Annotated in this window: 15 protein-coding genes and 1 other RNA gene; 10 read left to right on the forward strand and 6 right to left on the reverse strand. The window is 39.5% G+C overall.

Translation table 11 applies throughout. The features are described from left to right. Positions 1 to 12: 12 nt before the first annotated feature. Positions 13 to 1,362, reverse strand: a complete 1,350-nt coding sequence (locus HDF25_RS10145) for an MFS transporter (protein WP_260409354.1) — start codon at positions 1,360 to 1,362, stop codon at positions 13 to 15. A gap of 137 nt (positions 1,363 to 1,499) precedes the next feature. On the opposite strand from HDF25_RS10145, the gene HDF25_RS10150 reads away from it, so the two are divergent. Together HDF25_RS10150 and HDF25_RS10155 are read left to right on the forward strand one after the other, a co-directional pair. Further along, on the forward strand, positions 1,500 to 1,847 hold the full coding sequence (locus tag HDF25_RS10150; protein WP_184624644.1) for an ArsR/SmtB family transcription factor: 348 nt from the start codon (positions 1,500 to 1,502) through the stop codon (positions 1,845 to 1,847). A gap of 1 nt (position 1,848) precedes the next feature. Next, positions 1,849 to 2,277 carry an SRPBCC family protein gene (locus HDF25_RS10155; RefSeq protein WP_184624645.1) on the forward strand — a complete coding sequence of 143 codons (429 nt, stop codon included), beginning with the start codon at positions 1,849 to 1,851 and terminating at the stop codon, positions 2,275 to 2,277. Positions 2,278 to 2,335: 58 nt separating this feature from the next. Here HDF25_RS10155 and HDF25_RS10160 read toward each other — a convergent pair whose 3' ends face one another. Together HDF25_RS10160 and HDF25_RS10165 are read right to left on the reverse strand one after the other, a co-directional pair. Beyond that, positions 2,336 to 2,896, reverse strand: coding sequence for a hypothetical protein (locus HDF25_RS10160; RefSeq protein WP_184624646.1), 561 nt, complete (start codon positions 2,894 to 2,896; stop codon positions 2,336 to 2,338). Positions 2,897 to 2,945: 49 nt separating this feature from the next. Next, positions 2,946 to 4,439: a serine hydrolase domain-containing protein gene (locus HDF25_RS10165; RefSeq protein ID WP_184624647.1), complete on the reverse strand. Its 1,494-nt coding sequence runs from the start codon at positions 4,437 to 4,439 to the stop codon at positions 2,946 to 2,948. Positions 4,440 to 4,792: 353 nt separating this feature from the next. Here HDF25_RS10165 and ssrA point away from each other — a divergent pair. Next, positions 4,793 to 5,158: a transfer-messenger RNA gene (ssrA, locus tag HDF25_RS10170) on the forward strand. A gap of 134 nt (positions 5,159 to 5,292) precedes the next feature. On the opposite strand, the gene HDF25_RS10175 is transcribed toward ssrA, so the two are convergent. Beyond that, positions 5,293 to 7,671, reverse strand: a complete 2,379-nt coding sequence (locus HDF25_RS10175) for an outer membrane beta-barrel family protein (protein ID WP_184624648.1) — start codon at positions 7,669 to 7,671, stop codon at positions 5,293 to 5,295. Positions 7,672 to 7,781: 110 nt separating this feature from the next. Here HDF25_RS10175 and HDF25_RS10180 point away from each other — a divergent pair, with 110 nt between their 5' ends. The 4 genes from HDF25_RS10180 to HDF25_RS10195 all read left to right on the forward strand — a co-directional run bounded on the left by HDF25_RS10180 (position 7,782) and on the right by HDF25_RS10195 (position 12,144). Beyond that, positions 7,782 to 9,446, forward strand: coding sequence for a histidine kinase (locus HDF25_RS10180; RefSeq protein ID WP_184624649.1), 1,665 nt, complete (start codon positions 7,782 to 7,784; stop codon positions 9,444 to 9,446). Further along, positions 9,446 to 10,144 (forward strand): LytR/AlgR family response regulator transcription factor, encoded by a 699-nt coding sequence (locus HDF25_RS10185; RefSeq protein WP_184624650.1) that lies wholly within the window; start codon positions 9,446 to 9,448, stop codon positions 10,142 to 10,144. The genes HDF25_RS10180 and HDF25_RS10185 overlap by 1 nt, the downstream gene beginning before the upstream one ends. Before the next feature lie 134 nt (positions 10,145 to 10,278). After that, positions 10,279 to 11,016 (forward strand): tetratricopeptide repeat protein, encoded by a 738-nt coding sequence (locus HDF25_RS10190; protein ID WP_184624651.1) that lies wholly within the window; start codon positions 10,279 to 10,281, stop codon positions 11,014 to 11,016. Positions 11,017 to 11,121: 105 nt separating this feature from the next. Further along, the gene (locus tag HDF25_RS10195; protein WP_184624652.1) at positions 11,122 to 12,144 is read left to right on the forward strand and encodes a hypothetical protein; all 1,023 of its coding nucleotides are present in this window, start codon (positions 11,122 to 11,124) and stop codon (positions 12,142 to 12,144) included. A 100-nt stretch (positions 12,145 to 12,244) separates the two neighbouring features. Here HDF25_RS10195 and HDF25_RS10200 read toward each other — a convergent pair whose 3' ends face one another. Then, complete coding sequence (locus tag HDF25_RS10200; RefSeq protein ID WP_184624653.1) at positions 12,245 to 13,735, reverse strand: serine hydrolase; 1,491 nt, start codon at positions 13,733 to 13,735, stop codon at positions 12,245 to 12,247. A gap of 232 nt (positions 13,736 to 13,967) precedes the next feature. Here HDF25_RS10200 and HDF25_RS10205 point away from each other — a divergent pair, with 232 nt between their 5' ends. Together HDF25_RS10205 and HDF25_RS10210 are read left to right on the forward strand one after the other, a co-directional pair. Then, positions 13,968 to 15,338 carry a DUF4236 domain-containing protein gene (locus HDF25_RS10205; protein WP_184624654.1) on the forward strand — a complete coding sequence of 457 codons (1,371 nt, stop codon included), beginning with the start codon at positions 13,968 to 13,970 and terminating at the stop codon, positions 15,336 to 15,338. Positions 15,339 to 15,526: 188 nt separating this feature from the next. Continuing rightward, entirely contained in the window at positions 15,527 to 19,255 is a 3,729-nt protein-coding gene (locus tag HDF25_RS10210) for a tetratricopeptide repeat protein (protein ID WP_184624655.1), read from the forward strand. Between the two features lie 60 nt (positions 19,256 to 19,315). Here HDF25_RS10210 and HDF25_RS10215 read toward each other — a convergent pair whose 3' ends face one another. After that, complete coding sequence (locus tag HDF25_RS10215; RefSeq protein WP_184624656.1) at positions 19,316 to 20,362, reverse strand: hypothetical protein; 1,047 nt, start codon at positions 20,360 to 20,362, stop codon at positions 19,316 to 19,318. A gap of 172 nt (positions 20,363 to 20,534) precedes the next feature. On the opposite strand from HDF25_RS10215, the gene HDF25_RS10220 reads away from it, so the two are divergent. Further along, positions 20,535 to 21,014, forward strand: a complete 480-nt coding sequence (locus HDF25_RS10220; protein WP_184624657.1) for a hypothetical protein — start codon at positions 20,535 to 20,537, stop codon at positions 21,012 to 21,014. Positions 21,015 to 21,142 lie beyond the last annotated feature (128 nt).

A 21,142-nucleotide genomic window follows, 5' to 3' on the forward strand; every position in this document is an offset into this window, starting at 1 on the left:
TAATTTTTCAGCTTATCCATCCAGTTCTTTGTTGAGTTTTGAAGTCTCTTTCGAATCCTCCATAAAAACATAGACTATCAGCGACATGAATATACATCCGGTTATATACCAGTAAAAATAAGGCTCATGTCCTATGTTTTTAAACCATAAGGCTAAATATTCAACTGTTCCTCCAAATATGGCTACGGTAATCCCGTAAGGTAAACCTACACCCAATGCTCTAATCTGCGCAGGAAAAAGCTCTGCTTTAACAATAGCATTAATACTGGTATATCCGCTCACAATAACTAAACCTGCCAGTAAAAGAAAAAATGCCCCCCAATGTGAAGTTGTATGGCTTAAAGTAGTTAACAAAGGCACTGTAAATATCGTTCCCAGTACGCCAAAACCGATAAGCAATGGTTTACGGCCTATCCGATCGGAAAGGCTGCCAAACAGAGGCTGTAACATGGCAAACAGGAAAAGAGAACAGAAAGAAATCAATGTAGATTCTCCTTTTGTCAGGTGCACTGTATTAACCAGGAATTTCTGCATGTATGTGGTATAAGTATAAAATGCCAGGGTACCTCCCAGTGTAAGCCCGATAACTGTTAATATCGCCTTAGGGTGTCTGAGCAGTTCCTTGATCGTCCCGTTTTTATCATCCTTTTTACTTTTCTGAGCTTCAAATGCTTTGGTTTCATGTAAGCTTTTACGCAGATACAAGGCTACAATCGATAATATTGCTCCTATTACAAATGGAATGCGCCATCCCCAGGAAATTAATTGTTCTTCTGTCAATATCCGCTGAAGTACGATCTGTATCCCTAAAGCAATCAGCTGCCCGCCAATCAGGGTAACGTATTGGAAACTGGAATAAAATCCACGGCGATTTTTAGTAGCCATTTCGCTGAGGTAAGTAGCTGAAACACCATATTCCCCACCTACACTCAAGCCCTGTAACAACCTGGCCACTAATAACAATACAGGAGCAACTATCCCTATCGTTTTATAAGCTGGGGTTAGCGCAATCAGTAAAGAGCCTAAAGACATCAGTAATACTGAAAGCGTCATACTTTGTTTACGGCCTGCCTTGTCTGCAATCCGGCCAAACATCCATCCGCCAATTGGGCGCATCAGAAAACCCAGTGCAAAAACCCCGGCAGTATTCAGTAATTGTGCGGTCGCATCCCCTTTAGGGAAAAAGGAAGAAGAAAAATATAAGGCAAATGCAGAATAAGCATACCAGTCATACCATTCTACCAGGTTACCCACAGAACCTCCGAAAATGGCTCTTAACCTTTGTCTGGAGATTTTCGGAGATACCTGATCTTCACCAGTCATTTGTTTGATAGCGTCTGCTAACTCAGTCTCTCTTTTCATCTGTTCAGGTACTCTTACTAAAAGTAATTATAAACACGCTCTGATTGCAACAAAAGGAAAAATAAACAAAATATTTGCGTAACCAAAAGGTTTCATTTACATTTGTAATCGAACGGTTACATAATTAACCGGATACCATGAGAAGAGACGTTTTTCAGGCCATAGCCGATCCGACCCGCAGAGAGATATTGAATATGATTGCGCATCAGTCATTAAATTTAAATGCCGTAGCAGATAATTTTGAGATCAGTCGCCCTGCAATTTCCAAGCATATCAAAATATTAACGGAATGTGGTTTAATTGAGATCAAACAACAGGGACGGGAAAGATATTGTGAGGCTAAACTGGAAAAACTCAATGAAGTTTCTCAATGGGTAGAACAATACCGGATATTCTGGACGGCTAAGTTAGATGCGCTGGGAGACTTCCTGGCAAGAGATTCTTCTGCTCCGGCTCCAACTGAATTTAAAACTAAAAAGCAATAATATGAAACACGAACCATTTGTAATTGAAAGGACTTACAATGCACCGGTAGAAAAGGTGTGGAAAGCAATTACGGACAAAGATGAAATGAAGCAGTGGTATTTTGACATTGCGGAGTTTAAACCTGAAAAGGGCTTTGAATTTACTTTTGACGCTGGTGATAAAAATGTAATGTATACACATTTGTGTAAGATCACGGAGGTTATCCCTCATCAGAAACTGAGTTATAGCTGGGCATATCAGGATTTTGAGGGATATACGGTGGTAACTTTTGAGTTGTTTCCTGAAGGCGATCAGACCAGATTAAAACTGACGCATACAGGATTGGAGACTTTCCCTCAGGGCAATCCTTCTTTTGCCAGAGAAAGTTTTGCTGGCGGATGGACTGCTATTATTGGTAAGTCACTGAAAGAGTTTGTGGAAAAGGTATAATTGATAGCTGATGATACCGAAGGGGGTGCAATCAAACAATTCACACCCCCTTCCATTACTAATATGCCGTTAAGCTGGTATTAATTTTATAGTATTTAAATCCTAATCCGCCTGTTATCAGACAAAGATTAATCGTATCACCAACATGATGTACTTTGTTGAAATCACTGCCAAAACTAAGTCTTTCGGTTTTATTGCCATTATTTATAAGTACGAAATCGGTTTTTTGTCTTGAACCGCCTCTTCCTAAGTCGTGAATGATGTATTCTTTACATTCTGAATTATTATTTGAAGACTCATTAATTATACTTCCAATACCAAAGAAAATAAATGAAAATGCCAAGGCTAAAGGAAAAAGAAGCCCAATTCCCTTTGCGTTCTTATAACTTCTAACATCAGGGATAAAAAAGCTTAAAATAATGTACAGAATTGTTGCAAACAAAAATCCTGTTATAATCATCGTAACTGAAAAAAGAAACCAATCCATATAATTGTCAATTCCTTTCATTCCAATAGCTAAAAAAAACAATGAGCCAATTGCAAAACAGGAAAGAATCTGACTTAGAAAGTCGAGATGTTGATGTCTGGGATATCTCTTTTTACGTTTAATATACTTCATTATAAGAATCCATTATACCTTTTACCCAGATGAATGGGCTTGAGATTTTTTATTTCGTCTTTAATATTTTGATCTGGTCTGCAGCATTTGTGTTTTGGGGATTCAGTTGCAGCGAACGTTCATAGTTTTTTAAAGCAGCTGTTTTGTTACCTGATCCTGCGAGAGCTTCGGCATAACTGTCAAATGCATTAGCGCTGTTTGGATAGAGTTCGGTATTTAATTTAAAAATTGATAAAGCCTCTTTCCTTTTTTCTTCGCCCATTAACCGATAGCCGTAGCCATTCATATCATTCTCCTCTAAGACAAAATTTGGGTTCTTCTTTTTTAAACTTTGTGAGATCTTGAAGGCATTCTCAAACTCAGTTTTAATTAACTCTTTTCTCAGCTTCTTAACAGATGGTGACAAACCGAATCCATTGATTTCGTGCATATCAGGAATGTAATATCCCGCAATTTCATCTGTAAAATATTCTGGGTTTGCACCTTGTAAATTTGTCAGAATAACGATAGCAAGATCATCAGAAGGGTACACAAAGAAAGTAGAACGCATTCCGCCAACGGGTCCAACAGCGGGATGGTCCTGACGCGAAGCGGTAGGCCAGCCAAGGGCATATCCATTTACAAGGTTATTAAAACCACCAACCTGACCGTTATTTAATATAGCGGGGCTCCAAAGAGTTGTTACACTCGATTTACTTTTTAACAATTTCCCTCCTTGTAATGCAATAAGCCATTCTGCAATTTCTTTGGCTGTAGAATTGATACCTGTAGCGGTTCTGAAAAACACGGGAAATTCCACAAAAATAGCCCTTAGATTTTCACCCTGAACCCATGCACCGTTTACACTTTGAACAACAGAATATGCCCCGGCAGAATGGGGAATGATGTCGTATGAATCTCCAAAACGGGTTTCCTTCATACCAACAACTTTAAACTGGTTATCTTCAATAAATTTAGTAAAGTGTTGTCCGCTTAATTTAGTGATGATTTTACCTAAAATTACATAGCCAGTTTGATTATAGCTGAACTTATCGCCAGGATTGAATTCAAAAGGTAATGTTTTGACTTTTGCCCAGGCAGCGGCTTCAATCCCCCCTCCCAGTACATGTTCAGTATCATCAATAATATTTGGAAGGCCCGATGAATTGGTTAATAATTGCTTCAAAGTAAGACTTTGCCATGTTGTTGGAATACTATCAATATATAATGATATAGGATCATTAATATTTAATTTTCCTTGTTCCTGTAATTGCATTATAGCCACACCAACGAAGGCCTTAGTACAGGAATTAATTGAAAAAACACTTTCATCGGTCGCAGGTACATTGTTTTCTATATTGGCAACGCCATAGCTGTTCAATTTGACAATATTCCCGCTGCGGATAACCGCCAGTTGAAGAGCCGGAATATGTAGTTTTTGCATCTTAACAGCGATAAAACGATCTATACTATCAGATGCGGATTTACCTTGAGCTTTTGAACCAATTGCGATTAAGTTAATCGCAACAAATAATAATGAGAACTTTAGATAATAATTTTTCATCTTTTTGAAATTGGCAATTAATCAAATTCGGTTAAACAGAGACATTATTTGTCTGTCTCTAAATATTAATGGTTGGTTTCTTCATTAATATTTTATCAGATTAATAATGGTAGAAATAGGATTGTGTTAAGAGCTAAGGTTTTAGATTTCATTATACTAATCTAAAACTTTATTGAATATTAAAAAAGTAAAGAGAATATCGCAAAATGGAACTCTTAAATTACTGATTACTAAACAGATCATCAATTTGAGGCTCAAATGACTCTTTTATGTAGAAATTGGCATAATATTTCGTAAATTTGTAACGGATGACCGGGAAGAAGTTGTTAAGCTTCCATCATCTTGTACGTATTGGGGCCGTTTTGGATTTGACAGGGCGGAGGTACGTATGTTAGCATGCAGTGCGTTGTACGGAGAGCACTTTAATGTGAACGTTCACACTTTGATTGGCGAAAATAACTACGCCTTAGCTGCTTAATTTAGAATTAAATAGCTTTTGTCCCTCTGGCTGCCGCGTTTTTAGGCCGGAATCAGGGGCATCGAAATAATTACGCTGGCAATTGTAAGGTATGGTACAGTTGTGAGATAAAATACCTAAGGAGAAAGGCAAGGTAGGTTTCCGGCCCGTCTGATCCCGAAAACAAAGTGGAAAATAAGCATGTAGAAGGCATAATTTGCCACGCAACTGGACAAGGGTTCGAACCCCTTCGGCTCCACAAAAAAGGGATTTTCGATCGAAAATCCCTTTTTTAAACAAATAACATTTCACCACTCATTATCTGGCACTTTTACACTAAAACAGGAATAGGCTTAAACATTTAATCGCCCTTTCCACAAAACACTTGTAAATCCCTTAATTTCTATTACCACTTTTGGCCTGCCGAATGGCCTGGTTATCTTTCAGATTAAGTCGGTAGACCAGTGTCAGCCGGTACCGGGCTGCATTGGGAATATTGGTCTGTTTGATCTGGTAATCCGCACCCGTGGTGCTGCTGTTCAACTTGCGCAGTTCAAACAGATTGCTCACATCGAACATGATCGTAGCCTTGTCCTTTAAGAATGTTTTGCTGCTGCCGAAGTCGATACCATACAAAGCATCTGAACGTGTTTGGGCGGTGGCGTTAGCTCCCCTGAAATTACAAAGCGCCTGAAAAGCAAGTTTGTTCTTCAGCTTTACCTGAGTACTTATACGTGCGGTGAGTGTATTACCTGAATAGTCAAAGCTCTGAGACTGATATTTCCCTTGCTCAGCATAACGAAACACATTGAATTCGGTATTTACCTGAAGCCATTTCAGCGGGTTGTACAGCAGCGACAATTCCAAGCCGTAACGTGTCTCCTGATTGATATTGACAGGCATGGTAATGAACAAACCTTCGGCATTCCGGTAAGTATAATCTTCGATCACCCCGTTGTTTTTTTGATAATATAGCGACGGATTAAAAGTAAGCGACTGCCAGTTCTTAAGGAAGGCCAGTTCATATACATTGGCGTAAGACGGATTTAACTCAGGATTACCGACGTAGCGGGTGGTCAGGTCGGTCAATTCATTAAACGGATAGATCATACGCAATGATGGCCGGTTGATCCGTTTACTATAACTACCCTGCAAGGTCGTACCTGCGTTAAAACGGTAACTGATGTTCAGCGTTGGAAACAGACGGTTATAACGCTTGTCATTAGTGTAGCTTCCCATACGATCTTCAATGCCGATTTGTGTCAATTCTCCGCGCAAACCTACCTGGTAACTAAAAGCTCCTGTCTTACCTGAAAACTGCATATAAGCGCTACCAATCAATTCTTTATACAACAGGTGGTTATCGATCTGGTCGATGATTTCCCAACCAGTTCCGTTCTCCTGCTCAGCAATAAAGTCACTGATTACCCTCCGGTCCTCCGCTTTTAAACCAAACTCCAGCGTGGAACTACTGTCCAGTGGCTGTACCAGATCAGTTTTCACCATCAGGTCCTTACTGGCACCGATCGACCCCGTCCTGATCATCGGCAAGGCAACGGCTACGGGTAAAAGTCTGCTGGTAACCAGATTCCAGTCCTTATCACTGTCCCAGAAATCGTATTGCATATCCACAGTAAACTTCTTGCCTGCACGGTCAAAACTGCGGGTATAATTAAATTCCAGCTGGTTATAACTCCGTTTTTCCCAGGACTCACCACGGCGGTTCAGACTGCTATCGATGCCCCCACTTTTGCCGGAATACAAATAGTTGAGCCGGGTTTTGTCGTGGTCATTGGTCGCGTTGCGCAAGAACGCCGCAGTCAAAGTATTGTGGCTATTGATCTGGTAGTCCGTGCCAAAATAAAATAGTCTGGCGTCATCATGCCTGTTCTCGTCCTGCCGCTGATTCAGGTAAACTGGTGTACCTGAAAGTCCGATAGCCTGCTGCATGGTATACAAACCCACATAATCTGACAATCGCAATCCATAGGTCGCAAACAAATTGAGTTTATTTGATTTGTAATTCAGGCTGGGACTGATACGGGTTTCATTCGGAACGCCACCAACTACACGTAACTGTCCGCTGAAACCGCTTTTTTTGTTCTTTTTCAGGATAATGTTGACAATCCCTGCCGAGCCGCCTGCATCATACCTGGAAGAAGGATTAGTGATCACTTCTACACGCTCCACCTGGTCAGCTGGCACTTGTTCCAGCGCATTACCCTGGGTCAATCCTGTGCGCCGCCCATCGATCAATACCAGCACATTGCTATTACCGCGCAGGCTGATCACGCCGGCCGGACTGACGCTGACCGAAGGAACTATGTTCAGTAGATCAGTTACCGCCCCCGACTGTGAGAGAACGTCTTTACCTACTTCAAAAACCTTTTTATCCAGTTTCAGACTGACCGATGTACGTTCGGCAGTTACCGATACTTCACTTAATAGTTTGGCGTCAGGCTGTAAAACTACATTAGCAAGGTGAACCGCCATATTGGGGTTAACTACTAACGTTTTGCTGATTGACTGGAACCCCGTAAAGCCATATAAGAGGACGAACTTACCAGCCGGGATGCCATCTAATTGAAAAATGCCTTTTTCATTAGTGATAGCTGCGGCGATCAGCTTACCTGTAGTGTCTTTCAGGGTAACCGTTACATAAGGGAACGGCTGTAAGGCCGGGCCTTCCTGTACCGAACCTGTTAGCCGTACATTTTGCGCAAAAGCGGATGCCGTCAGTATGAGATATAAAAAGATAAGTAAGGTTGTTTTCATAGCACAAGTTTAGTGGCTACGCGAACAGCCCAGTAGTAAAAACATGTGAACGGCTCTACAGACTTTCAAACGGTCATGAGGATTCACAAATCACCTTGTATATTTACCTTATGCATAATCTCCTGTTTTTATTCACGCTGCTCGGCTGGCTGGTCGTACCAGTCATCCGTAATGATGACCCCTCACCTCTTTACCATACTGGGGATGATCCAGCCTGGGCAGCCAAAAATTATAAAGACAATAGTTGGTCGCAGACCAGAGGTAATACCGCGGACAAGGTATTCTGGTCACGAACGCATCTGGACCTTCGTCAGGTGGAAAATGAACTCCTCCCGCTTGGACTTCAGATAGAATCTTTCGGTGCCTTTGAGGTATACTGGGACGGCGTACTAATCGGCAAAAACGGAAGGGTTCTGGAGAATGGTAAACCGGAACTACCAGGCACAGAAAGCAGTTATTATCGAATTCCTGATAGCCTTATCACGCCCGGGCTTCATACTGTAGCGATGCGCACTTCACAATTTTCACATCCCGGCATGCAAAGGAGCATCAGTTTTAAAATAGAAGAGTATACGGCGCTGCTAACCAGACCACTGATCACCATGTCCTATATGAACCTGATGGCCGGTGCCTTTTTAACTGCATCTGTTTATTATTTTTTTCTGTACCTGAACAGCAGGCGCAGACAGCGGGACATCCTGATCTTTGGCACCATATGCCTGCTGTTTTTCACTTTGCTGATCATGGAGTATCTCAAGTTCCACGTGATCATTCCCTATTCTGATTTTTTTATACGACTGGAGATCATCGGCTGGCTGACCTTTGCCAATGCCCTGCTGGTTCCCTGGTATTTTATTATCCAATTTAATTTTAGAAGGGGTGCATGGTTAATGGCCGCTCTGCTCCTGACACTGCTACTACTTTATGGATTAAATTATGGGCACTATGATCTCACTGCCCGCCTTTACAGCCTGGCTATGCTGATAACCTCATTTATTGTGGTGCTCAACGGGATTATTCAAAAGGAAAAGGGGGGCTTTATTGTACTGGCCGGTCTCTTAGTAAGTACCCTGGTGAATAAGTTAGTGGTCTATGATTATGGCCTGTTCATCAGTTTTACCGTGATCGTGCTCTGCATGCTTTATCTGCATTCTATCCGGGCGAGTGTCATCGAGGCAGAACATCAGAATGCGGTACTGCTTTCCTCAAGATTGCAACTGGAACTACTCAAAAAGAACATTCAACCACATTTTTTAAGGAATACCCTAACCTCTATGATGGACTGGGTAGAAGAATCGCCTAAAGAAGGAGCCCGCTTCATCCAGGCTTTAGCTTCGGAATTTGATATCATGAACGAGATCTCTGAAATGACCTTGATCCCTATAGGCAAGGAACTGGAACTCTGCCGGCAGCATTTGTCCGTAATGGGATTCCGCAAGGAGATCAATTATATATGGGAACAGACCTTTATAGATGAAACACAGCTGATACCTCCTGCCATCATACATACTTTATTAGAAAACGGCATTACCCACAGTGCCCCGCTGGCAGGAAACACTATTAAATTCATACTCCGTTATTCCATATCAAAAGAGATCCATCAGTATGTTTTTGAAACAATTGCAGAGAACCGGCAGGTACTAACAGACCGGGCTGGTGGAAATGGTTTTAAATATATACGTGCACGTTTGACCGAAAGCTACAGGCAAAACTGGACATTTGATTCCCATGCTACCGAAACCGGCTGGACTTCGACCATTCAAATTTTAAGATAATGAATATACTGATCATAGAGGACGAAGCCAGGATCGCCAGGCGTTTACAGCGCATGACGGCCGATTTTTTCGGGAATAAACCAACCCAGATTACTATTTGCGACTCCTTGCAAAAGGGGCTTGAACATATTGCAGACCACGTCCCCGACCTCCTGCTGCTTGATCTCAATCTGAACGGAGACAATGGTTTTCAGGTATTGGAACAGATGGTTGCCGCAGCTTTTCATACGATCATCGTTTCGGCTAATACTGATAAGGCCATTAACGCTTTTGCCTATGGTGTACTTGACTTTGTCCCAAAGCCTTTCGATCAGGATAGGCTTTTTCAGGCTTTGACGAGGTTTGTCAACCCTTCAGTAAAACCAGATGCAGGAATTAAATACCTGACTGTAAAGACAGCCGGACAAGTTCGCCTGATCAGTATTACTGAGGTGATATATATCAAAGGGGCAGGAATTTACACCGAATTGCATCTCAAAAACGGGCAGCAGGAACTACACGACAAATCACTCGGACTACTACAGCAGCTACTACCTGATGGATTTGAGCGTATTCATAAGTCTTACCTGGTTAACCTTCAGCAGGCCGAAAAGATAGTGATCAATCCCGGCACCCGATATGGGCTGCTACTCAAAACAGGGGAAGTGCTGCCAGTGGGTCGTTCAAAATATAAAGACCTTAAAAATAAAGCCATCTAAATCGAACTACGTAGAACATAAAGTTTCGTTTAAGTATTCCAGAACCCTGGATACTCTAAATTTTGGGTATATTTACAGAGTTAAAATAAGTTTATTGTAAACTTTGTAACCATTCCCATTTAACATATCTCAATATGAAATCCGCTTCTCTTATAATATTATTCTGCTCTTTATTAGCCTCATGCAGTAATGCCCAAGACACAAAAAGTACTACCCCTAATATTAATACCCCTGATAACAAAATCACGTATAACGAGTGGAAGGAAGAGGCCAAATCAAATATCAGGCTTTTCCCAAAATTTGGAGACGCAGTAAAAAATGAAGGTCAAAAAGAAGCGGATCAAAAATTAATTGAGGATTATATAAAACAACAGGGTACCCGTCATAAAGGTTCTGAGGTACTTGTGAAACTTGGTTTTCAGTACCTGTACCAGGGAGATCCTAAAACTGCCATGTACAGATTTAATCAGGCCTGGGTCCTGGACCCAAAAAATGAAAATTCATTCTGGGGATTTGCCAGTATATATTTCAATTTTGGAGACTTTCAGAATGCGATGAAGCAACTTAATGAGGGGCTTAAACTAAACCCCAAAAGTTCAAACATTCTTACCGATAAAGCAACAATTCATCTTGTACTTTTTCAAACTCATAATGATCCAAAGGAATTATCAACAGCTATAGATTTGTTTACTCAATCCTACGCTATAGATCCAAAAAATCAAAATACACTATTTAAGCTATCAGCCGTCTATTTGATGAAAAGAGATTGTAAAAATGCGTTAAAGTATTATAACGAATGTAAAGAACTTGGAGGTAATCCACTTACTAAGGAATACATTCAAGCAATTGAAAAAAGCTGCGGAAATCAATAATTTCAGGTTCCTCCCTTCTTCTTTTCTCAATAGATACTAATTAAATAAATCAACAGGTTAAATCAAATCCTCTGATTCATCAAAAACAACATACAAATATCATTCATGAAGAAAACGCTTTTAACACTTGCAATTATAGGAATCGCCTATACATCTCATGCACAGGGAAACATAATTGAAGCCGGTAGTAATGTAGGGATTGGCACCGCCAATCCCACAGGAAAACTAGAAGTATTGGGTCAGTATAATGGAGATCAGGTGGTAATTTCCAGAAATGTCTTAGCAGCAAATGAAGGCCCGGGCATTACTTTCAGAAACATCATCAATGGTGGCACTCTCGAAAAGATTGCAGGTATTGAAAGTCAATTGAGAAGCGGAAGTGCAGGAGCAGTTGCAGGTTCTTTAAATCTATTTACATTTCTTAATTCTCAAAAGGTTAATGCCTTATCTATCTTACCAGCTGGTAATGTAGGTATCGGAACAGCAACCCCTTCTGGTGCATTAGAAGTATCAGGTCAGTCAAATGGAGATCAGCTGATAATTTCCAGAAATAGTTTAGTTGGAGATGAAGGTCCCGGTATTACCTTCAAAAATATAGTAAATAGTGGCACAATAGAAAAAATCGGAGGCATTGAAAGTCAATTGAGAAGTGGGACTACAGGAGCGGTTGCCGGGTCTTTAAATCTATTCACATTTCTTAATTCTGCAAAGGTTAATGCACTAACTATAACGCCAGGCGGAGATGTAGGTATTGGTACATCAAACACCAAAGGCTATAAACTGGCTATTAATGGTACAATGAGAACTCATTCGATAAAAGTTGAAACCAATAACTGGCCTGATTACGTTTTTGAATCAAAGTATGAACTGATTTCTTTACCTGAATTAAAAAACTACATTGATCAGAACAAGCATTTACCGGAGCTGCCTTCTGCACAGGAAGTCACAAAAAACGGCATAGATCTTGGCGAGATGGTTAAAGTGCAAACTAAAAAAATTGAAGAATTGACCTTATATCTGATCGAAAAAGACAAACAGTTCGATAATTTACAGAAGGACAATCTAAAGCAGCAGCAGCAAATCAATGAACTTAAAGAGCAGTTCTCCAAACTTCTTTCGGTTAAATAATCATAGCTGAATAATCAGAAACCCGCTAAATGAAAATAGCGGGTTTCTGTGTTTTAATCAAGTTTTGTTGAATTTACAATATAGCCTGTACAAAGTGTTTTTAATTATTTCCAGACAGAATTCTCACCCGATCCGCTGCATGTTTATTTTCAGGACTTAATTCCAATGATTTTTTATAATTCAGTAGTGCGGCTACTTTGTCATCAGTGAGCTCAAGGATCTCTCCTAAACTATCATAAGCATTTGCGCTTCCAGGAAATAAGTCTACGTTAAGTTTGAAAATTGATAATGCTTCAGAAAGCTTCTTTTGGCTTAACAAATTATATCCCCAGCCATTAAGCTCACTTTCATTGATCTTAAAAGATGGATCTTTCTTTTTTAAACCAGCCACTACTATTCCTGCTTTACCGAAGCCTTTCTTTATTAATTCAGCTCTCAATTTCTGGATGGAAAGCGGCAAACCAAACCCATTGGACTCATGCATTTCAGGAATATAATAACCAGCAACTTCATCAACGAATTTATCGGGATTAGCACCCATCAGATTTGTCAGTATAACGATGGAAAGATCATCCTTTAAATAAATGAATAATGCCGATCTACCACCACCAACCGGGCCAACCGCAGGATGTTGTTCCCTGGTGACTGTTGGCCATCCAAGTGCGTAACCATTAGTGAGCTTGTTAAAGCCACCTATTTTTCCATTATTTAATACAGCCGGGCTCCACATTGTTTCAATACTGGTTTTCTCTTTTAAAAGCTTTCCGGTTTTTAGTGCAATAACCCAGTTAGCCATATCTGTAGAGGTAGATAATATACCCGCAGCAGTTCTGAAAAATAAGGGGAACTGCATATAGCCAACACCTGGCGTACCATTTCTGACGAAATGGTCACCAACCTGTTTGGTCATGGTATATGCACCTGCATAATTAAGTATTACATCATAAGAGTCACCAAACCTTGTCAGTTTCATTCCTGCGACTTTAAATTGTCTGTCTTCTATAAACTTAGTAAAATGCATACCACTCAGTTTGGTGATTATTTTTCCAAGTAAAACATAACCCGTTTGATTATAACTGAATTTTTCACCTGCATTAAACTCAACAGGCAACACTTTTACCTTTTGCATCGCCTGATTTTCATCCCCATGTCCCAGAACTTGCTCATCAGCATCCATTATGTCCGGAAGTCCTGAGGTATGTGTTAAAACTTGCTGTAAAGTGATTTTTTGCCAGGTTACTGGCAAGCTATCGATATAAAGAGAAACAGGATCTGTGATTTTAACTTTACCTTCCTCTACTAATTGCATGACTGCTACCCCAACAAAAGCCTTCGTTATTGAATTTACCGAAAAGATACTTTCATTAGTTGCCTTAATACCATTTTCAAGGTTTGCTATTCCGTAGGTATTATCCTTAACAATTCTTCCTTCCCGGACTACTGCAATCTGTAATGCAGGAATATGAAGTTGCTGCATTTTATTTCTTAGAAACACATCTATTCTGTCAGGCATATTTGATCCCTGAGCGACAGAAATTTCAGGTGTCAGCCAAAGAAAAAGAATGGCTATTGAGAGGTTCTTTAGGTTCATGTGTATAGAAATTATAGCAATAAGATTAACATCACGAGATTTTGTTACAGCAAAAAACCACCGTTAAACCCCGCTTCTATCCCGCTAAGTTCTACAAAAAACCGCCGAAATATTTCAGGGGCTGAAGTAAATTTAAAAACCTTAATATATCATTTTATTGATTACGGAAACCCGTAAAGAGGCCTGATATCCATTTGCTAGTTTTAGCCAAACAAAATTCTTCAGAACAAGTATGGCACTCTCCTTCAGAAAATCATTTGGGAATAGTCTTTTTCGGGTTAATATTTCTAAAAGTGGTCTAGGTTATTCAACAGGTATTAAGGGCGCTCGTATCAATACCGGCCCAAGAGGCACCTATGTAACCTTTAGTGCCTATGGGCTCCAATACCGTAAAAAGATTGCACCATCCACAGTTTCCCCGAACCCATCTCCGCAAGTACAATTACCACCTATCTATAACGGGGTACATACGATAACGTCGGCCGACATTGATAATCTCACGGATACAGATTCCAAAGACTTTATCCGGGAGCTGACAGAAAAGGCCCAGAAATATTCCCTACAATTCTGGCTTGCTACAGCCCCCTTTTTAATTGGACTGGGATTGCTTTTTTTCAATTCATTCAGTACAAAGACATCCCCTGTATCGCCGGCTGTAGACAAATCAATAGTTACTATTACTTCTTACGTTGGGGCAAACATCCGAAGCGAACCCACAGCTAAAAGTGAGGTTGTAAAAGCCGCAAAAGTTGATGAGGTATTTACACTGCTAGATTCATCCAATGGTAAGTGGTTAAAGATCCAGATGCATGATACTATAGGCTATATCAATAAGCAACTGGCCGTAACTGGTCAGATACATAATGACCGCATTGACGAGACAGAAACCTCTATTTCCAATGATTACTTCTGGATTCAGGCTGCACTCCTGTTTATAGGGTTTATTATATTATATATATGGACTGGCCGCTTAGACAAGAAAAGATCTGAGATGGAAATTTACTATGAAATGGATGAAAACATCAAAGGGGTCTATGACAAATTTATTACTCATTTCACCGAATTAATAGGCTCATCCCGTACCTGGCAATATTTACATGCTTCAAATAATTCTGATTATAAACGAACTGGTGGTGCAAGTCAATTGATTAGAAGAATTCCAATTGGCGGTATATCGGCTAATCGCAAACCTATCAAATTTTTCACCACAAATGTCAGCATCCCTTATATCAGGCTCAGGAACACAGAACTGTATTTCCTGCCAGAAAGGCTGCTGATTAAACGGGGTAACCAGTTTGCAGCTGTTTTCTATCAGCATTTGACTATATCAGGAAATATCACCCGTTTCATTGAAGATGAAAGTGTACCACATGATGCAGTAGTAGTCGGACAAACCTGGAAATTCCTTAATAAGAAGGGCGGTCCAGACCGGCGGTTCAATAACAACAGGCAAATTCCAATTTGCCACTACTCCGAGTATACAATCAAATCCGAAACTGGTGTTTATGAAATCATCACCACTTCAAAAATCGGGGCCTTTGATAATTTCTCCAGGTTTCTTGCTCAGATTGGCCAATTACAGGCACGTATACAATTAAAATAAGTGTTTTGCTTATTACAGGCAATGGCAAGAAGTTATATACTCAATCTACCCTCACAGCTCCAGAAAAGAAAAGCAGGCTATAATAGCCTGCTTTTCTTTTTCCATCTATACTTAATTTTAATTACCATGAATAACATCTTTTTTTTATATTATTGAATATAATACCAATAAATTCAAGCACTGACTAAATGAAAATTAAATCTCTTTTAATCCTCTTTCTATTCTTTTCTCTAAAATTAAACGCACAGGTTACCGTTGACAATGCATGGAGTAAGTTCCTGCAAAATGACCGTCAGACATCCCGTAATTTATTTTTACAACTCGCTAAAAATCCAAAAACACTTGATGATGCGAACATAGGGTTATGTCTCATTTCAGAGATGGACAGACCAGATAAGGAGGCATTTACCTATCTGGATAAATTCTACACGACATCAAAAACCCCGGAGCCTTATCTGTTTGCTTTATGGGGAAGCCCGGCAAATTACTCAGGTTACAGGAAATCACCAGAGCAAATGACATTCTACAACAGTCTTTCACAAAGAAAGGATATTGACGGCACCTTATCAGCAATGGCTTTGTCTCTCGCAGGAAAACACTACCAGCAAAACAAGAACTATGAAATGGCCAGAAAAGCTTATGGTCAGATTGGGGAACTTGAAAACTGGTTAATCACAGGCGAGTATGAAAATATCTCTACAAGTGGATTTGATAAATCATATGACGTTATTAATCATCCCGAACTTAATGCAAACTTTTCCGGAAAACGGAACCGTCAGTTTGGCTGGAGAGAAGTACCTTATACCCGGCTTGATAAATGGTTCGATTTTTCTTACTACAACAGTTATAAAAACTCCATCCAGTTTGCGCAGACTTTTGTAAAAAGCCCGGCAAATATGACTGCAGAATTGAGAACCGGAGTTTCAGGTTCAATCAAAGTCTGGGTAAATGACCAGCTTATCCTCAGTGAAGCTGAAGAAAGAAATAATGACCTTGATTCCTACATTAACTCTATTAAATTAAATGAGGGATATAATAGGATCCTCATCCAGGTGGGTGAAAGTTATGCCGGCAGATCTAATTTCATGATCCGTTTAACCGATGAAAAAGGACACCCTTTAACCAATATTACAACAAGTTCTTCACCTCAAAACTACACTAAAGAAACAGCCTATGTATCTACTCAAATAAAACCTGCAGCCTTCAATTATTTTGAAACGGAATTAGAAAAACATCCGGACAATTATTTAAATCAGTTGATGCTGGCCAGACTTTATCTCAGACAAGGTAATATATTTGAATGCCGCAGTTTGCTGGAAAAACTAAAACAACAATTTCCTAAAAGTACCTACCTGAACACAATGCTTATCGAACTGTTTTCAAAAGCAGGCAACAGAACTGGCATTGAGACCCTCCAGGAAGCAATCAAAGCAAATGACCCGGAAAGTTCATATGCGCTTGAACTCACTTACAATGAATGCCTTAACCAGAAAGATTACAATAAAGCAACGGCCACCATCGCAAAACTGGAAAAAATATATGGCGAGGCTGATGATATCTATCTGAAAAAAATAACAGTAGCCGGAAAACTCAAAAACCAGCAGGAGGTAATTTCATTAGGAGACAAATCATATCCCCTGTTTCCAAACTCAGCAGACATCGTAGGTATAAAGTATGGTATTGAGAAGGAGATCAGAAAAAACCCTAATGCCATTGAAATTGTTGAGAAATACGTTGCCGGTAATGATGATTATTCTTCCGCTAAATATTTAGCGCAGCTTTATTTTGACAAGGGAGAAAGCGAAAAAGGCCTGACTATCTACAAAGATGAAATAAAAAATGATCCTATATCATTTGGCGTATATACTGACCTGGCAGCCCAATACTACAAACTACAGCAATATGATAGTGCAGAAAAGGTGTATTTGCAGGCCTTACAAATTGATCCTAATCATGCGGACACCTATAATTCAATGGGGCAGTTATATAGCGCAGCTAAACAAAAAGCAAAAAGCATTGAAGCTTACAATAAAACACTTCAGATCAGTCCAAATAATTATGATGCTATCCAGTCGTTAAGAAGATTACAGGATAAAAAAGCTGTTTTTGATTACTTTGCCCAGCCAGATGTTAAAGCTATCATCGGTGCTGCCCCAAAAGCATCTGATTACCCTGATGATCAAGTACTTGTTTTAGACAGAGAGGTACAGAAAGTAGTCTATGAAAATGGTGGGTCAGAAGAAAAACATTTCAATATTACTAAAGCTCTTACTCAAAAAGGACTGGAATCCCTTACAGAATACACCATTCCTTACAACAGTGATCAAAACTTCAATGTTGAGGTTGCTGAAGTGATTAAAGCAAATGGAACAAAAGTGCCCGCGGAACAAAATGAAAATCGTATTGTATTTACAAATCTTGAGGTCGGTGATGCGATCAACCTTAGATATACCATTGAAAATTATTCTGATGGACAAATGGCCTCCCACTTTTCAGATTCCTTTTATTTCAGCTATGGTTTGTCCTATGTGAATAAAAAATACGCTTTACTGATACATCACGATAAGCCATTCAAATACGTATTCTCGCAAAGCCCTATTGCACCTGTAAAAAGTAAAAAGGATGAATTTGATTTATACGTTTGGCAGCAGGGAAACCAAAAGGCTTTATTGTATGAAGACAAAATGCCTCCTTCAGAAGATGTAGTTAATAAACTGTATATCTCTTCGATTCCCAGCTGGCAGTTTGTGGCAGACTGGTATAACAATATTGCAACAGCTAAAGCACGTACCAGCTATGAGGTAAAATCAGTTGTAAGAGATCTGTTTGCTAATCAGAAAGACCTGGATCAGCTGACAAAAATCAAAATGATTTACAGCTATATCACACGCAATATTGCTTATAGTTCAGTACCATTCAGACAAAACGGGGTAATCCCTCAAAATCCGGCTACTGTGATTAATACGCGTATTGGTGATTGTAAAGACGTCTCCACTCTTTTTGTGACCATGTGTAAAGAAGCTGGTATAGATGCAACACTGGCCTTAGTGAGTACCCGGGATAACGGTCAGAACACCTTGCCTTTACCAAGTATAGATTTTAATCACTGTATTGCAAAAACGACCATAAATAATCAGGATTACTGGGTAGAGCTTACTTCAGGAAACCTGCCATTTAATACATTCAATAATGGCTTTATCAACTCGAATGTACTTCCTATTGACAAAAAATCCAATGAACTGATCAAGTTTAATCCGACAATAAGAGGCCGGAATACATTAACGTATCAAACAGTTGTCAAAATAGAAAATGCAGATATGCTCGTTACCGAGACTAATCAGAATACAGGATCAGCAGTCAGCTATCTGCGTTCGGTATTTACAGATCTTAGCAATAAAGACCAGTTAAAGAAGATGAAGGAACAATTGAGTTCATCTTATCCGGAAAACGAGGTCTATAAACTCAGTTTCACAAATCTTGATGCTAAGAAAGCGAGATCCGATACCCTGGGTACAGCCTCTTCGTATAAACTGATCAATGTAAGCAAACCTGTGGCGGGTATGATGATCTTTTCTCTACCGTGGTCTACCAAAGTTTCTGCAGCCAATCTGCAAGTTTTGCCTGAAAGAAAATTCGGCATTGACCTTACACAGATATTTGTCATGGATGAATCTAAACAACAGTTAATTTTAGAATTACCCGCTGACAAAAGTTTAGTACAACTGCCTAAAGACATTCACATCTCTAATGAATTTATAGACTTTAGTCTGGAAAGCCAGCAAATTGGAAACAAGATTTCTTTGAAGCGCAATTTTGTATTAAAAAGTGACCTGGTGCCATTAGACAAGGTTAAGGCCTTCAATACATTTTACAAGCAGATAGCCGAAGCGGATGAACAGCAATTAGCTATGAAATAAACAAAAAAAGCGCCCAAACAAGGGCGCTTTTTTTGTTTAGCTAAGGGGCTCGCTTCCGGATTAGTAATCGTCATGCGAATAATCCGGATAATTCCGTGGAGGAGGAATTTCACCAGATTTTATCTTCAGTTTCAGTTCCTTTTTCCCTATCTGCCGGTAAGATATAAATACTCCATTGAGATGATCAAGCTTCACCTCAAAATATCCGGTATTCGAAAAATCACGGGCCATTAGAATTCCTATAAAACAAAAAGTATCACCTTCTCTTCTTAATGGGTAAATTCCATAGTCAGTTAAAATGTAAGGTTTTCCCTTATACACCAAAGCATAGGATTCTTTCAGTTCAACCCCCTGCCCTTGATTATCTTTAACCTCTGCCTGAGTAATAAAATCGTCTTTAAAGGAATATGACACGTCTATGTAGTCTGGGGTCTGCGCTTTAAACGAAGCATAATTTACATAAAGACCGTCAGTATATTTTGGAGTTGTATAAAGATTAATTTTGCTTTTTTCTACACTATCAATTTGAATAATATCACGGTCACTAACAGGCGAACCACTCGATTCAGTTGAAATCATATGATCAGCAATGAATTTAGTAAGCATTCCATTTCCTTCTTTAAATAAACGCCGGGTTACATCCATCGCATTGAATGAAATCAATGTATCCAGTTTACCAACCTCAGCATAGCTGTCTTCGTTTGCCCTGTACAATTTAGCTCTTATATAACAATATCCGGTTTCCTTCATCGCTGTAGTTGTCTCTGCAAAACTAAGCTGACGCAACTGGAATATTAGCGTACCTGTTCTGGCCGAAGAATCAATCAACGCATTAAAAACAGCTATGATCTGCTCTTTTAAAGGACGATTAACAACCACTTGAGCTCTTCGGTTAAGCATCCCTACCTGAACTGTTCCCATCGAACCTGTGTCTGTTCTGGAATCAAGAAACCTGATCTTATCGTACGAACTATTATGGATCTTCTGTTTAGGAATTACCATCTCAAATGTAGCTTGTGCATAAGTATTCCCTGAATAGCAGACAAATAGAAAGAAGATAACGGAAAGCTTTGGAAAGAGTTTGTTTTCAGAAGGGAGAAGAGACATATAATTATTAACAAATGACCTGCAATTTATTAAAAAACACAGGCAACTGTCCCCCTGAAACCAAGTAAAACTACTTGGTTTCAGAATCAAGTGATTACACTTTAAAAAAACATCATTAAATAAATGAGATTTATATACTCACTTATCAGACACTATCGAAACTATAAATAACATGTCAGACAAAACAGAGACAAGCTCTTGCAACTGTAATACTGAACCTATTGTTATTAATAATACACATAAAACCATAAATGGTGTCACAAAGACTGTAAAAGCAATCCCATCAGCCATGATGAGTATCCTGATTGCATTTTTCCCAAAATGTCCCTTATGCTGGGCGGTATATATGAGTATGTTCAGCAGTATCGGCCTTGCTCAAATCCCCTATTTACCCTGGTTGTTACCAATATTGATTGGTTTCATGGGTGTACATTTACTGTTACTTTTTAAAAAAATCAGAACAAAAGGCTACCTGCCATTTTTCATCAGTTTATGTGGGTGTGGACTGCTTCTGTTAAACCGGTTCGCTTTCCCTGCTGAAAAATTAATCTCAATGACTGGGTTATCACTGATTATCATTGGCTCACTGCTCAACAATCTGACCACCAAACACCTGTCATTAACCTTTTCCAAAAACACGAACAAACCCTGATAATTATGAATAAATAACTGGGTTACATTCTTACTTTTCAGGCTTTATCCATAACTGCATCAAATTAAACCAATGTCATATTTACCGGTTAATTTCATCTCAAAGTAATTCTTTGCCCCACTAACCTC

It is taken from the genome of Pedobacter cryoconitis (assembly GCF_014207135.1).
Classification (GTDB): Bacteria; Bacteroidota; Bacteroidia; order Sphingobacteriales; family Sphingobacteriaceae; genus Pedobacter; species Pedobacter cryoconitis_D.

What these genes read in the sequence shown, in the direction of transcription:
- HDF25_RS10145 (WP_260409354.1), bottom strand. Translation starts at nt 1,362, where the DNA reads ATGAAAAGAGAGACTGAGTTAGCAGACGCTATCAAACAAATGACTGGT.
- HDF25_RS10150 (WP_184624644.1), top strand. Translation starts at nt 1,500, where the DNA reads ATGAGAAGAGACGTTTTTCAGGCCATAGCCGATCCGACCCGCAGAGAG.
- HDF25_RS10155 (WP_184624645.1), top strand. Translation starts at nt 1,849, where the DNA reads ATGAAACACGAACCATTTGTAATTGAAAGGACTTACAATGCACCGGTA.
- HDF25_RS10160 (WP_184624646.1), bottom strand. Translation starts at nt 2,896, where the DNA reads ATGAAGTATATTAAACGTAAAAAGAGATATCCCAGACATCAACATCTC.
- HDF25_RS10165 (WP_184624647.1), bottom strand. Translation starts at nt 4,439, where the DNA reads ATGAAAAATTATTATCTAAAGTTCTCATTATTATTTGTTGCGATTAAC.
- HDF25_RS10175 (WP_184624648.1), bottom strand. Translation starts at nt 7,671, where the DNA reads ATGAAAACAACCTTACTTATCTTTTTATATCTCATACTGACGGCATCC.
- HDF25_RS10180 (WP_184624649.1), top strand. Translation starts at nt 7,782, where the DNA reads ATGCATAATCTCCTGTTTTTATTCACGCTGCTCGGCTGGCTGGTCGTA.
- HDF25_RS10185 (WP_184624650.1), top strand. Translation starts at nt 9,446, where the DNA reads ATGAATATACTGATCATAGAGGACGAAGCCAGGATCGCCAGGCGTTTA.
- HDF25_RS10190 (WP_184624651.1), top strand. Translation starts at nt 10,279, where the DNA reads ATGAAATCCGCTTCTCTTATAATATTATTCTGCTCTTTATTAGCCTCA.
- HDF25_RS10195 (WP_184624652.1), top strand. Translation starts at nt 11,122, where the DNA reads ATGAAGAAAACGCTTTTAACACTTGCAATTATAGGAATCGCCTATACA.
- HDF25_RS10200 (WP_184624653.1), bottom strand. Translation starts at nt 13,735, where the DNA reads ATGAACCTAAAGAACCTCTCAATAGCCATTCTTTTTCTTTGGCTGACA.
- HDF25_RS10205 (WP_184624654.1), top strand. Translation starts at nt 13,968, where the DNA reads ATGGCACTCTCCTTCAGAAAATCATTTGGGAATAGTCTTTTTCGGGTT.
- HDF25_RS10210 (WP_184624655.1), top strand. Translation starts at nt 15,527, where the DNA reads ATGAAAATTAAATCTCTTTTAATCCTCTTTCTATTCTTTTCTCTAAAA.
- HDF25_RS10215 (WP_184624656.1), bottom strand. Translation starts at nt 20,362, where the DNA reads ATGTCTCTTCTCCCTTCTGAAAACAAACTCTTTCCAAAGCTTTCCGTT.
- HDF25_RS10220 (WP_184624657.1), top strand. Translation starts at nt 20,535, where the DNA reads ATGTCAGACAAAACAGAGACAAGCTCTTGCAACTGTAATACTGAACCT.